We start from the raw sequence: 12,513 nt of genomic DNA, 5'->3' as shown, positions 1-12,513 counted from the left end.
ATGCCGAAGGACCTACCTTCATCTCCAGCACAGCATTGCACTCAAGCGACTCTGGCTTCTACATCAGAACCTCTCAATCGCATTCGGGACACACGATGCTTGGTGCACAGAAGCACAAGGTTGTCGATTTTGGTTTCGCCGTGGTGTTCCCAGAAAACGATGTGGTGAGCGGTGCAGCGCTGCACCGGCATGTCGCAGCCCGGGAACGCGCACCCACCGTCCCGGATCTTCAAAGCATGCTTCTGCGGGGTGGTGGCGGAGCGACTGGACCGCCCCATGTCGAGGGCTGCCCAGCACCGGAGAGGACAATGGGCCGGATCCGGGCATCGCAGGCGAGGATCCGCACGTCGGTGGCGCTGATCGGGCCCACCAGATCCAAGTGGGCTTCGCCGATATCCCGGATCAGGTCCTCGTAGGACATGGTCACCAAGATGTGGGTGGCCTCCCCCGACTGCCCGGGAAGATTGCGGCTGGTGGTCTTGAGCCGCACGTAGTCGGCGAAGGCATCCCCGTAGCGTTCGTCCTGACTACGGGAGTCCCGGACTCCGTCGATGGCCTTATGCGGTTTCGCCATCGGATCCAGATCAGACTTCAGCCGGGCGTAGGTCTCCAGGTCGAGGATGCCTTTCAACCCCAGTGTGCCGTTGCGGTGCTTGACGAACCGTAGTTCGGGACGGGCGTCTTTCGGGTTCTCATCCCGGGGTTCTTTCCCGTCCGGATCCAGTTCGTCCAGCAACCGTCGTCCAGCTTGGGCGATCTGACGTGGCCCAGCATGGCGGGCCAGATCCACCAGGATCTTCTCCCCGCCCCGAACGTCCTCCTCTGGAACAAAAGACGGGATCCGGGCCAGGGCGGCAATGATCGCGTCGATCTGTGAACCGCCGATCGCGCCTTCCGCGGAAGCCTCAGCGGTCAGCGGCGCGAGAGGCGGACTGGGGTCGCCGCCGATCGATGGGCCGGGATAGAGGGCGAGAACCCGGTCGGCGCGGGCATCGGCTTCCTTGACGGTCAAATGGAAGTCCTCGTAAAGCATCGCCGACAACGTCGAATGGCCACTACATCCCCGAACACCACGGATATTGATTTCCGCGAGTATCGCGTTCTGCTCAGCATCCAGTTGACGCTTCAGGACTTCGAGTTCCTGTTTGCGGGCATGCAATGTCGCCGTGTCGAGGCGCCACCACTCGGCGGGTGTCGTCTGGGATCTGTCATCGCTGGCCACAAACGCAACGCTACCCGTAGTCGAACATGTGTTCTATAGCATATTCATGTGACACCCACGCGGGCGATAGGTCTCTTACGTTTCCACTGCCGTGCTTGGGTGGCGCTCTCGCGTGATCAGAGGGATATCTCGCGGTGGGATCCGGTCGAGGGTGTGTCGTCCCGTCGGATCACGCGAAACGGCCAAACCGCAGCCCTGGCTTCGAGTTGCCGTCCCGCCCATCGCCTCTAGGTTGACGGGTATGTCGATCAGCGAGGCCCGATGAAAGGGCCCGGACTCCTCGTCGTCGTACTGGTGGTTCTCGGCGGTGTCAGCGGGCTCGGGTTCCTGCTGGGGCTGGGCAACGCGGCCATCCTGGCGGCCCTCACCGCGCTCTTCTGCCTCATCGCGGCGGTCGGCGGGCCGCTCTGGGCGGATCTGCGGCTGCTGGCGTGGTTCGCGCCCGCGTTGGTCCTCGCGGTCGGCGTGCCACGGTTGCTGGGGGCGGTGTCGCAGTGGGCCGCGATCGGGCTGCTGGTGGTGATCGTGGTGATCGCCGGGTTGCTGCCCGCGCTCGGGGCGCGGTTCGTCACGGTCGGGCTGGGGCTCGGGATGGCGTCGCTGTTCGGGTACGGCTTCCAGTTGACGGGGACGGCGTCGGCGGGGCAGGTGCTCGGCGCGCCCGCGCTCGCGGTGGGGGTCGTGCTCCTGTTGCGGGTGCTGATGGGTGCGAAGGATCCGGCCAAGCCGACCCGGGACGCGCTGGCCGACGCGCTCGCGGCGGGCACTTCCGAAACGCAGGAGCGTGCGGCGAGGCTCTGGCTCGCGGACCGTCCCCGGCGCTGGACGGCCGGGGTGCTCGGCGGCATGTTCCGGTATCGGGCGGCGACAGGGTTGCTCGAGATCCGCGGGAAACGGTTGGACAACCCGGAAATCGGCGAAACCCTCGACGCCGCCAGGGAAGAAGCCAACAGGCTCGCCGACGCGGTGCGCTCGGCGCAGGCACCGGAAGACGTCGAGCCGGTGCGGCGCAAGGAACCCGCCGAGTTGCCCGGTGCCACGGCGAGGCTCGTCACGGCGCTCTGGGACTCTCTCGAAACCGTCCGGGCGGCGGCGACCGAGCGCGACGAGTCGCGTGTGGACGTTCCGAAGGGACTCCGGAAGGAGCTGCGCCGGATCGAGCTGAGCGGCGCGTTTTCCTGGCAGTCACCGCAGTTCCGGCACGCGATCCGCTGCGGGCTCGGGGTGGCACTGGCGCTCGTCGTCGCGAGTTTCCGGCCCGGCGACCCGCTCACCGTGTCCTTCCTGCTCGGCACTTTCGCCATCATGCAACCGGAATGGCGGGACAGCCTCAGCAAGGCCTGGCAGCGCATCGGCGGTTCCCTCGGCGGCGCCGTCGTGCTCACCCTCGTCCTTTGGCTTCTGCCGCAAGGGTTTCTGCTGCCGATCGGGCTCGTCGCGCTACTCGGCGGATTCTCCGTCATGCAGACGCGCCCGGCGGTGTTCAACGGTTGCATGGTGCTGATGTCGGTCGGCATGAACGCGACGACCAGGCATCTCGACCCGCGTTACGTGCTCGTCGAGTACCTGCTCTTGATGGTCCTCGCCGGCGCCATCGCCCTGCTTTTCGGTTTCGCCGCGATCCCCGGTGTGCCGAAACCCGGTCCGGCGGAACGCTTCGGGACCGCGGTCGGCGCCACCCGCGCCCTGCTCGGCTCAGTCGGGCGGAAACTGCGCGGGAAGGACGTCGATCCGCGGACGCTCGGCCGCGAGTTCCGCGCCGCCGCCATCGCGCATCACGGCTTGCTCGCCGCGGAGCCGGGCACCAAGGAACCCGCGCCGGGGCAACGGGACGCGCTGGAGAACGCGGCCGAGGCCTTGCGCGGCCTGTCCGTCACGGCGTCGTCGCTCTTGCTGCGTCCCGGCTCGGCCGGAGCCGCGGACGCCGTCGAAGAGGCGGCACGGACACTCGGGACCGAAGAAGCGGCCGAGATCCCTGTGCCGCGGGATGCCGACGAAGAACAACGGCTGGTGCTCGACACGATCGCCGCCGACGTGGTCGCGGTCGGCGAGGCGGCTCAGACGCTCAAAAGCGCCTAGCTGTCCGCTTTGGTCTTGTCGCGGTGCTGCCCGGCGATCTCGGCGTCGGGCGCGCACAGCGCGCACGGGGTGAACCCGAGCTGGCGCGCCTCACCGATACCGAGTGGGATCGTGTCCCGGGTTTCGAGCCACGCGCAGGTCGTCACGTGATAGCGCGGGTATTCGTCCACGACGACGACCTCGATTTCGAGGTCCGAGACGATCGCCACATCCGCGGGATCGCTCTTCTCCTCGCCGGGGTCGCCGTTGCGCTGAGGCTCCGGAGCTTCGTCCGTGTCGCTCAGCTCACCGGCGGTGGGCATCAGGACGGTCTGCTCGGCGTCCTCCGGCTTTTCCTCTTCGTCCGGCTCGCTCTTTTCGGCTGAAGCCGAATCGTCGGCCTCTTCCGAGTCTTCCGGTTCTTCGGACTCGGCGGGGGCGGCGGACTCGGCGGCCCGCTTCTTCCGGCGGCGCAGCCAGTCGAAGACGAGCAACAACCCGGCGACGACGGAGAGGCCGATGGAGATCCAGGCCCACAGGGAGTTCGCGGTGATGAGCGCCGCGACGAGCAGCCCCAGAGCCGCCAGTACCAGTACTAGGACGATGTAGAGCACGGTGAATTACAACACGAGGGGCAAGCGAAACGGCCCCGACCCTCCGGAGAGTGCCGAGGCCGTTCCACTGTGTAGAAATTCGAACAGTGTAGAAAATCAGCCCGCTTCGGCCCGCGGACCGAACGAGTAGCCCTGTCCGCCGCCCGAGGACGACGCCGGCTGTCCCGAGTTCGACGAAGACGCCGAGGCGGGAGCGGCCGAACCACGGTCGTCGAGCTCACGCAGCTGGGACTCGAGGAACCCGCGCAGCCTCGTGCGGTACTCCCGCTCGATCGTGCGCAGCTCTTCGATCTTCTTGCCCAGCGAGCCCTTCTCCGCGTTCATGTTGTTCATGGTCTCGGTGTACTTGCGCTGAGCCTCGCGCTCCATGGTCGTCGCCTTGTCGCGCGCCTGGCGCTCCAAGGTCTCGGCACGGGTTCGCGCGTCGTTCAGCATGGTCTCGGCACGCGTGCGCGCCTCGTTCACCATCGAGTCCGACTTGGACCGCGCGTCCGAAAGCAGCTGCTCGGACTTGGTCCGGGCTTCGGCGAGCATGCCGTCCGACTCGGTCTTGGCCTCGGCGGTGAGCCGGTCGGCCATTTCCTGCGCCAGTCCGAGCACCTTCGCGGCCTGGACGTTGGGCTCCCCGTTGTCCGGCACCATCGAGTGGGCCTGGGTCTGCTCCATCGCCGACTGCGGCGGCGGCACCGGGGCCAGGCGACGCGACGGTTCGTCGCGCACCTGTGGCGGCGGGCCGACTGGTCCCGCCTTGGCGTTCTCGAGCTCACCACGGGTGGTCTCAAGCTCGTTGTCGAGCTGTTCGACCTGCTGCCGCAGCTCGTTGTTGTCCTCGATCAACCGGGCAAGCTCGGTCTCCACCAGGTCGAGGAACGCGTCCACCTCGTCCTCGTTGTAGCCCCTTTTGCCTATGGGCGGCTTGCTGAACGCGACGTTATGCACGTCAGCGGGGGTCAACGACATCAGATCACCTCACGCACTCCATGGCCTGCAGGTCCACCGGGGTTTCCCCGAAAATCACCCTGGCGTTGCCAGCTGCATCGCAAAGAACACAACCAACAGCAGCACCATAATCGATAAGTCCAGTCCGACGCCGCCGATTCGTACGGTCGGGATGATTCGTCTGAACAGACGAACCGGTGGGTCGGTCACTGTGTAGATGGTCTCGAGCGTTACCGCAACCCCTCCGGCAGGACGCCACTCGCGAGCGAAAGCACGCACGAGTTCGACGACGATCCGTGCCGTCAGCAGGAGCCAGAAAGCGAACAGCACGTACCAGACGACCAGCAACACAGCATTCACGTAACCACTCTGCCATGCCCCGCGTCAAAAGACGCAGTTGACGGCCTCGAGATGCCGATGAGTCGACAAAATCACATCCGGCTGCGCTCAGCGGTCACCGGGTGATCAGCCGCGCAGGAATAATCCGCCTTCGGCAATCCGCCGACGGTCTTCCGCGGTGACGTCCACATCGGGCGGTGAGAGAAGGAACACCTTGTTGGTGACCTTGTCCATCGACCCGCGCAACGCGAAAGCGAGCCCCGCGGCGAAGTCGACGAGACGCTTCGCGTCCGCGTTCTCCATCTCGGTGAGGTTCATGATCACCGGGATGCCTTCGCGATAGTGCTCGCCGATCGCCCGCGCCTCCGCGTAGCTCGTCGGGTGCAGCGTCGTGATCCGGCTCAGCGGGTCACGGACGGCCGGACGGACCGGTTCCGTCACCGGACGCAGCCGGGCGACCGGTTCGGGCTGGCGATCGATCGCCAAGGCCCCGTGGACCGCCGGCTCCGGACTGGGCACGGAGCGTGACCGAGTCCGGGCGACAGGCTCGTCATAAGTGTCATCGACTTCCCGGTAGCGTCCACCCCGCGACCGGGCCGGTGGCTCATCGTCGTAGTCGTACTCGTCTTCGGCGTAACCTCGCCGGTAGTCATCCTCGACGTCATAGCCGTCTTCGTCCGCGGGCACCATCCCGAAGTAGGCCTTCAGCTTCTGCAGCGCGCTCATGCCTCTCCCTAGCCTTAGCCGCGTCCCGCACCGTGCTCCCCCGCCCTCGCCACCACTCCCCGTAACGACGAGACGGTATTCCCTAGGGCGAGGCTAAACCGCGTCCACCGAGCAACGCGGTTCCGACACGCACACAGGTCGAGCCGTGCGCGATCGCCTGCTCGAGATCATTGCTCATTCCGGCGGAGATCTCACGGGCATTTGGGTGATCTGCCCGAAGACGTTCCGACGCACGAGCGAGCTTCTCGAACGCCTCTGCCGGGTCAATACCCAGCGGAGCGACCGCCATAAGCCCCTGGAGGCGAATATCACCCACATGGGCTATTCGCTCCGCCAGCTGGCCCAACTCGTTCACCCGAGTGCCCCCGCGCTTCGGATCGTCATCGAGACTTACTTGAATGAGGACGTCCAACGGCTGATCGCGTTGCCCGGAATCGAGCGCCGACCTGGTCGCCTTCGCGAGCGCTTCGGCGAGGCGTTCGGAGTCGACGGACTGCACCTCGTCGGCCCAGCGCACGACCGAGCGGGCCTTGTTCCGCTGGAGACTGCCGACCATGTGCCAGCGGACGCGGGCGTCCGGGCGCAGACCGGCGACCTCTTCGGCCTTCGCGCCCGCTTCTTGATCGCGGTTCTCGGCGAGGTCGAGCGCGCCGAGGTCGGCGAGCAGCGCGGCGTCGAGCGCGGGGAAGGTCTTGGTGACCGCGAGCAACCGGACGTCGTCGCGGTCCCGGCCGGCGGCCTTGCACGCGGCGCCGATCCGTTCTTGCACTTCGGCGAGTGAGGCGGCGAGTTCCGCCTTCCGCGCGTCACTCACGACGCGTCCAGCCACGTGATCCCCGCGATCCGGCCGGTGGTGCCGTCGCGGCGGAAGCTGAAGAGCGTCTTGTCTTCGTTGGTGCAGCGCGGATCGACGCCGATCTTGCCGACGCCGAGGTCGGCGAGCTGCCGCCAGAGGCCGGCGCGGAGATCGAGACCCGGGGTGCCCTTCCGGGTTTTGCAGGCGCTGCCGGGCACGTGCTTTTCGACGTCGGCCGCCATGTCGGCGGGGACTTCGTAGCAGTCGCCGCAGATCGCGGGGCCGAGCAGTGCTTCGGTGCGGGCCGGGTCGGCGCCGAGCGAACGCATCGCCTCGACCGCGGCGGGGACGACGCCGACGCGAGCACCGACGCGGCCCGCGTGCACGGCGGCGACCACACCGGCTTCGGCGTCGGCCAGCATGAGCGGAACGCAATCGGCGACGAGCACCACGAGTGCGAGACCCGCCTCGGCGGTGACGAGGGCGTCGGTCGCTTCGGCGGCGGAGGTCTCGGAGCCGTCGACGACGGTGGCGGTACGGCCGTGGACCTGCTCCATCCACGCCAGCCTGTCCTCGGTGAGGCCGAGTTCGGTGGCGAGACGTTTGCGGTTGGCGAAGACGTCGCCCGCGTCGTCACCGACGTGATCACCGAGGTTGAAGGTGTCGTAAGGCGGCCGGGAAGCCCCGCCTGCCCTTGTCGTGACGACCCGCCGTACCCGCACGCAATTCCTCCTAGACCTGAGTGAAGGCCCCCTTCACTACCTTCAAGGTAGTCAAGGAGGCCTTCACGGAACGTACTAGCGAGCTACCGCCGCATGAACGGGGGAACGTCGACTTCGTCGTCCGACGGGTCGTCGTGCACCGGGGTGGCGCGGCTGGGCAGGCTGCCGTGGGTCGAGTTCGACCCGATCGGCGAGTACCCGCGCGAACCGCCGCCGGACTGCGGAAGCCCGCCGGTCAGCGAGCCGTTGCCCTCGTTGCGGGAGGACGGCATCGGCGTGTGCGTGCGCGGCGGCGCGACCGGGTAGCCGTTCGAACCCGTCGAGGGCACCGGCGTGGCACCCGAGGGCGGGCTCTGCACCGGCGTCGCCCCGCCACCGTTGACCTGACCCGCCTGGGCGGACGCGGTCGAGTTCGACCGGGAACCGAAGGTCGACGGGTCGAGCTTCTTGTGGGTCGGCGTGCCGGCGTCGAAACCGGCCGCGATCACGGTGACCCGGACCTCGTCGCCGAGCGAGTCGTCGATGATCGTCCCGAAGATGATGTTCGCGTCGGGGTGCGCGGACTCCTGCACCAGCGACGCGGCCTCGTTGATCTCGAACAGGCCGAGGTCCGACCCGCCCGCGATCGACAGCAGCGCGCCGTGCGCACCGTCCATCGACGCTTCCAGCAGCGGCGAGTTGATCGCCTTCTCCGCAGCCTGGATCGCCCGGCCTTCGCCGCGCGCCGAGCCGATGCCCATCAGCGCGGAACCCGCGCCGGACATGACGCTCTTGACGTCGGCGAAGTCCAGGTTGATCAGACCCGGCGTGGTGATCAGGTCAGTGATGCCCTGGACACCCGAAAGGAGGACCTCGTCCGCCGAGCGGAAGGCGTCCATCAGCGAGACGCCGATGTCGCCCAGCTGCAGCAGCCGGTCGTTCGGGATGACGATGAGGGTGTCGCATTCGTTGCGCAGCTGCTGGATGCCGTCTTCGGCCTGCTTGCTGCGGCGCTTGCCCTCGAAGGTGAAGGGGCGGGTGACGACGCCGATGGTCAGGGCGCCGAGTTTGCGGGCGATCTGGGCGACGACGGGAGCGCCACCGGTGCCGGTGCCACCACCCTCACCCGCGGTCACGAACACCATGTCGGCGCCCTTGATGACCTCTTCGATCTCTTCACGGTGGTCCTCGGCGGCCTTCTGCCCCACCTCGGGGGCGGCGCCGGCACCGAGGCCGCGGGTCAGTTCCCGGCCGATGTCGAGCTTGACGTCGGCGTCGGACATGAGCAGTGCCTGTGCGTCGGTGTTCACCGCGATGAACTCGACACCCTTGAGGCCGACCTCGATCATGCGGTTCACGGCGTTCACTCCGCCGCCGCCGATACCGACGACCTTGATCACCGCAAGGTAGTTGTGCGGGGGCGTCATCGGAGCCGCCTTCCTGATCGTGTGTGCTCGTGCTGCCCGCCGGTCGCTGAGCCTGGGCCGAACCCTCGATCTGAACCTCAGAGTGAGAGTTATGTCAACTGCCGACGTTGAAGCAGGACGGTATGCACCAGGCAGGCTCGAATCCAGTAGCCACGCCGTGTGTCGCAAAGGTGTTTTGCCACAACATCTTCCCGGGCGCAAGAGTGAGCCCCGGAGGAAGCGCCGGACGGCGGCCTGCTAAGGACCGGAGATCAGGTCGGCATGGACATGACCATGACGACGTCCTGCGACGGTGATCCGGTCGGTGATCCACCCGCCTGCTCGACGCTCAGCGCGAACTGCTCGGCCCCGCCGAGTCCGTCGGCGACCAGCAGCGCACCGTCCTGACCACCGGAAATGAGTCCGGCAGGCTTCGGTGCGGCACCCGGGGACATGAACCAGGCCTGGTAGGTCCGGCCCGGGTCGTTCCTCCGCAGCTGGGCAGCCATGAAGACGAGCCGGTCCTTCGAGCGCGACATCATCACCGTCCCCCCGCCCCCGACGGACGCGTCGGCGTGGCCGGTCCGGAGATCGGCGGCCGCGAGGACGTCGGCGACCGGCGCGTACCGATCCGCGGCCCGCGCCGCCTGTTCCCGCGCGGCGGTCAGCTGCGTGTGGTTGTCGTAGGCGATCCCGCCGAACACGGCGGTGCCCGCCAGCCCGACGATCGCCGCCGCGGCCGCGGCGATCGCCCAGCGCGGGGCGCGGCGGCGGTCCTTGACGCGCTCTCCGGTTTCGAAGCGGGTCTTCGGCGGCTGCTGCCGGGTCGCCATCGCCTCCGCGAGCACCCGGCGCTTGAGCTCGGGCGGCGGGTCTTCGGCCAGGGCGGCACCGAGCCGGGTCGCGGTCATCTGCAGTTCGAGGACCTCTTGTGCGCACGAAGCGCACTCGCCGAGGTGCCGCTGGAACTGGGCACGCTCCAAATCGGACAGTGCGTCGACGGCGTAGGCCCCGGTGAGCGTGTGCATTTCGGGCATCGTCATGCCGTCACCCCCAAACAGTCCCGGAGCCTGATCAGGCCGTCCCGGAGTCGAGTCTTGATGGTTCCGTGCGGGGTCTGCAGCACCTCTGCGACCTCGCGATAGGTATAGCCCTGGTAGTAGGCGAGCAACACGGATTCCCGTTGCAGCTCGGTCAGGCTGGTCAGACAGCGGCGCACCTGCGAACGTTCCCAGCGGGCCGCGACGGCCTCGGCCACCTCGTCGAAGGGCCGGGCCCGTGCGGCTTCGAAGGTCGCCTTGACCTCGCGGTCCGAGCTGGCCCGAGCCGAACGGACACGGTCGACGGCACGGCGGTGCGCGAGCGTCATGGCCCAGTTCAGCGCGCTCCCCCGCTCCGGGGAGTAGCGCGCGGCAGTGCGCCACAGCTCCACCATGACCTCCTGCGTGACCTCTTCCGACTGCGCGACGTCACGGAGGATTCGCCGCACCAGGCCGAGGACCGGACCGGCGAGCCGGTCGTACAGCACGTCGAAGGCCCTCTCGTCCCCCTTCGCGACCCGGACGAGCAGCTCCTCGGACGTCGGGCCCGCCGGTTCACCGTCCGTCTCGGGAACGGGCGCCATCCGGCGTGGACGTGCCGATTCATCCATCAAGCCTGCCTCCGGCCGTCTGTGGCGTCCGCCGGGTCAGCGGAGCCTTCTTCAACCACAGTTTGACCCCGTGCCGCCGGATCAGCGCGGAGACCCGGTGCGGCATGAGCGGACGGGTGATCAGCATGTGCACGAGCCATTTGACGGTGGCGGGGCGCCGCACCCCGCGCAGCGACGCTGTCAGCGGCGTCTCCCCGCCCTGGCGGAGGGCGATCTTGACCGAGAGCAGCGACTCCGGCCGCGGCACCTCCATCCGGTACTCGCCGTCCATCGACTGGAACGGCGAGACGTAGAACTCCTTGTCCGCGTGGGCGTTCCCGTCGGCGTCGGGACGCAGGAGATACGCGTGCCTGCCCCGGTAAGTGTTGTGCACCTCGGCGACGACGCATTCGAGTTCGCCGTCGGGCCGGTGGCACCAGTAGAGGGTGATCGGGTTGAAGTTGTGCCCGAGCACGCGCGCGCCCGCCAGCATCAGCACCCGGCCGCCTTGAAGATCGACGTCGCGCGCCGCGAGCCAGCGGTCCAATTTGGACCGGATGCTGGAGGTGTCTTCGGGCGCGAAGTGGTCTCGCGAGTCGAAGCGGGCGAAGGGCTGGAGCCACTTCGGAAGCTTCGGCGGCGCGTCGAGGTCGATGAGCCACAGATAGACCCGGTGGGCGAACGAGATCGGCGGATCGTTGCGCCGGACATGCGCCACCGTGGAGTCGTAGAGCACGGCCATGACGGTCACCATCGCACCCCGAAGTTCTCGGCCGCGCGGACACCGGACGCGCAGCCGTCCTCGTGGAATCCCCACCCATGATAGGCGCCCGCGAAGGCGACCGTGTCGTCGTTCAGCTCGGGCAGGCGGCGCTGGGCGGCCACCGATTCCGGGGTGTAGACGGGGTGTTCGTAGGTCATCTTGGCCAGCACCGAACCGTCGGCGGGGGCGGTGCCGGGGTTGAGCGTGACGACGTAGCCGGTCGGCTCGTCGAGCCGCATCAGGCGGTTCATGTCGTAGGACACCTGGACCGCGCCATGGTTGGCATCACAGAACGGGGTGGCGTAGTTCCAGCCCGCGCGCGCCGCTTCCGCCGTCGGGAGCACTCCGGTGTCGGTGTGCAGCCAGGCCTCGTTGCTGGAGTACCGGAACGAGCCGAGGACGTCGCGCTCGGCCTCGGTCGGCGACGCGAGCAGCTTCAGCGCCTGATCCGCGTGGGTGGCCAGGACGACCTTGTCGACCCGGTGCCGGGTGTCGGCGTCGTCACGGACCTCGATCCCGCGCGCGGTGCGTTTGACCGAGCGGACCGGTGTCGACAGGTGCACGGCCGTCAGCTGCTTGGCGGCGAGGTCGACGTACTCGCGGGAGCCGCCGACGACGGTGCGCCAGCTCGGGGACCCGCCGACCGACAGCATCCCGTGGTTGCGCAGGAACTCGAACAGGTAGCGCGCGGGGTACTTGAGCGTGTCGTTCCGGTCGGCCGACCAGACGGTCGCAACGACCGGGAGCATGAAGTGGTCGACGAAGTACTTCGTGTACCCGCCGATCGCGAGGAACGCGCCGAGGGTGACGTCTCCGGCCTCGGGAGAGTCGAGGACGCGCTTCGCGTGCAGGTGGAAGCGTTTGACGTCGGCGAGCATCCGCAGGTAGCGCCCCCGGGCGAGGTTGCGCGGCTGGGCGAACAGGCCCTTCAGGCCCTTGGCCCCGGCGTACTGGAGGCCGCAGCCGTCGCAGCGGATGCTCATCGACATCTCGGTGTCGCGGGTGGCGACGCCCAGTTCGGCGAACAGCCGGAGCAGGTTCGGGTAGGTGCGCTCGTTGTGCACGATGAACCCGGAGTCGACGCCGACGGTGCCGCCGTGCGCGCTCGGGACGTCGTGGGTGTGCGCGTGCCCGCCCAGCCTGTCGTCGGCTTCGAACAGCAGCACTTCGTAGCGGCGTTGCAGCAGGTAGGCGGCCGTGAGGCCGGCGACGCCGCTGCCGATGACTCCGATGCGTTGACCCTTGGTGTGCACGAAAGGGATTCGGAACAGGGGCCGGGCCGGATTGGACCGGGTGAACCGGGGCGTCATCCGACCCAT

14 protein-coding genes are annotated in these 12,513 nt (G+C 68.0%); 1 reads left to right on the top strand and 13 read right to left on the bottom strand.

Features of this window, described 5'->3' with window-relative positions:
• Positions 1–41: 41 nt before the first annotated feature.
• Together ACZ5IK_RS44530 and ACZ5IK_RS44525 are read right to left on the bottom strand one after the other, a co-directional pair.
• Positions 42–191: an HNH endonuclease gene (locus ACZ5IK_RS44530; protein ID WP_465493249.1), complete on the bottom strand. Its 150-nt coding sequence runs from the start codon at positions 189–191 to the stop codon at positions 42–44.
• A 38-nt stretch (positions 192–229) separates the two neighbouring features.
• Positions 230–1,222: a DUF222 domain-containing protein gene (locus ACZ5IK_RS44525; protein WP_465493248.1), complete on the bottom strand. Its 993-nt coding sequence runs from the start codon at positions 1,220–1,222 to the stop codon at positions 230–232.
• A gap of 261 nt (positions 1,223–1,483) precedes the next feature.
• Between ACZ5IK_RS44525 and ACZ5IK_RS44520 the strand changes: the two genes are divergently transcribed.
• Positions 1,484–3,301, top strand: a complete 1,818-nt coding sequence (locus tag ACZ5IK_RS44520; protein WP_465493247.1) for an FUSC family protein — start codon at positions 1,484–1,486, stop codon at positions 3,299–3,301.
• Here the strand turns inward: ACZ5IK_RS44520 and ACZ5IK_RS44515 are convergent.
• From ACZ5IK_RS44515 to ACZ5IK_RS44465, 11 genes are all read right to left on the bottom strand, one after another.
• Entirely contained in the window at positions 3,298–3,894 is a 597-nt protein-coding gene (locus ACZ5IK_RS44515; RefSeq protein ID WP_101609391.1) for a hypothetical protein, read from the bottom strand. The two genes, ACZ5IK_RS44520 and ACZ5IK_RS44515, sit on opposite strands and share 4 nt — an antisense overlap.
• Positions 3,895–3,990: 96 nt before the next feature.
• A complete protein-coding gene (wag31, locus tag ACZ5IK_RS44510; protein ID WP_101609392.1) occupies positions 3,991–4,854 on the bottom strand; it encodes a DivIVA-like cell division protein Wag31 in 864 nt (287 codons plus the stop codon).
• 54 nt (positions 4,855–4,908) lie between these two features.
• Positions 4,909–5,184 (bottom strand): YggT family protein, encoded by a 276-nt coding sequence (locus tag ACZ5IK_RS44505; RefSeq protein WP_005155180.1) that lies wholly within the window; start codon positions 5,182–5,184, stop codon positions 4,909–4,911.
• A 114-nt stretch (positions 5,185–5,298) separates the two neighbouring features.
• A complete protein-coding gene (locus ACZ5IK_RS44500) occupies positions 5,299–5,898 on the bottom strand; it encodes a cell division protein SepF (RefSeq protein WP_465493246.1) in 600 nt (199 codons plus the stop codon).
• Between the two features lie 82 nt (positions 5,899–5,980).
• Positions 5,981–6,712: a YggS family pyridoxal phosphate-dependent enzyme gene (locus ACZ5IK_RS44495; RefSeq protein WP_465493245.1), complete on the bottom strand. Its 732-nt coding sequence runs from the start codon at positions 6,710–6,712 to the stop codon at positions 5,981–5,983.
• A complete protein-coding gene (gene pgeF / locus ACZ5IK_RS44490; protein WP_465493244.1) occupies positions 6,709–7,416 on the bottom strand; it encodes a peptidoglycan editing factor PgeF in 708 nt (235 codons plus the stop codon). The genes ACZ5IK_RS44495 and pgeF overlap by 4 nt, the downstream gene beginning before the upstream one ends.
• A gap of 83 nt (positions 7,417–7,499) precedes the next feature.
• A complete protein-coding gene (gene ftsZ / locus ACZ5IK_RS44485) occupies positions 7,500–8,822 on the bottom strand; it encodes a cell division protein FtsZ (protein ID WP_101609396.1) in 1,323 nt (440 codons plus the stop codon).
• Positions 8,823–9,073: 251 nt separating this feature from the next.
• The gene (locus ACZ5IK_RS44480; RefSeq protein WP_101609397.1) at positions 9,074–9,844 is read right to left on the bottom strand and encodes an anti-sigma factor; all 771 of its coding nucleotides are present in this window, start codon (positions 9,842–9,844) and stop codon (positions 9,074–9,076) included.
• Positions 9,841–10,452, bottom strand: a complete 612-nt coding sequence (gene sigK, locus ACZ5IK_RS44475) for an ECF RNA polymerase sigma factor SigK (protein ID WP_465493243.1) — start codon at positions 10,450–10,452, stop codon at positions 9,841–9,843. Before sigK ends, ACZ5IK_RS44480 begins: the two co-directional genes overlap by 4 nt.
• A complete protein-coding gene (locus ACZ5IK_RS44470; RefSeq protein ID WP_465493242.1) occupies positions 10,445–11,185 on the bottom strand; it encodes a DUF1365 domain-containing protein in 741 nt (246 codons plus the stop codon). The genes sigK and ACZ5IK_RS44470 overlap by 8 nt, the downstream gene beginning before the upstream one ends.
• The gene (locus ACZ5IK_RS44465; protein ID WP_465493241.1) at positions 11,179–12,504 is read right to left on the bottom strand and encodes an NAD(P)/FAD-dependent oxidoreductase; all 1,326 of its coding nucleotides are present in this window, start codon (positions 12,502–12,504) and stop codon (positions 11,179–11,181) included. Before ACZ5IK_RS44465 ends, ACZ5IK_RS44470 begins: the two co-directional genes overlap by 7 nt.
• Positions 12,505–12,513 lie beyond the last annotated feature (9 nt).

Source organism: Amycolatopsis sp. NPDC031561, from assembly GCF_055580625.1.
The sequence above is the reverse complement of the archived record's forward strand: the minus strand, read 5'-3'. Positions and strand labels throughout refer to the sequence as shown.

What these genes read in the sequence shown, in the direction of transcription:
- ACZ5IK_RS44530 (WP_465493249.1), bottom strand. Translation starts at nt 191, where the DNA reads ATGCCGGTGCAGCGCTGCACCGCTCACCACATCGTTTTCTGGGAACAC.
- ACZ5IK_RS44520 (WP_465493247.1), top strand. Translation starts at nt 1,484, where the DNA reads ATGAAAGGGCCCGGACTCCTCGTCGTCGTACTGGTGGTTCTCGGCGGT.
- wag31 (WP_101609392.1), bottom strand. Translation starts at nt 4,854, where the DNA reads ATGTCGTTGACCCCCGCTGACGTGCATAACGTCGCGTTCAGCAAGCCG.
- ACZ5IK_RS44500 (WP_465493246.1), bottom strand. Translation starts at nt 5,898, where the DNA reads ATGAGCGCGCTGCAGAAGCTGAAGGCCTACTTCGGGATGGTGCCCGCG.
- ftsZ (WP_101609396.1), bottom strand. Translation starts at nt 8,822, where the DNA reads ATGACGCCCCCGCACAACTACCTTGCGGTGATCAAGGTCGTCGGTATC.
- ACZ5IK_RS44480 (WP_101609397.1), bottom strand. Translation starts at nt 9,844, where the DNA reads ATGACGATGCCCGAAATGCACACGCTCACCGGGGCCTACGCCGTCGAC.
- sigK (WP_465493243.1), bottom strand. Translation starts at nt 10,452, where the DNA reads ATGGATGAATCGGCACGTCCACGCCGGATGGCGCCCGTTCCCGAGACG.
- ACZ5IK_RS44470 (WP_465493242.1), bottom strand. Translation starts at nt 11,185, where the DNA reads ATGGTGACCGTCATGGCCGTGCTCTACGACTCCACGGTGGCGCATGTC.
- ACZ5IK_RS44465 (WP_465493241.1), bottom strand. Translation starts at nt 12,504, where the DNA reads ATGACGCCCCGGTTCACCCGGTCCAATCCGGCCCGGCCCCTGTTCCGA.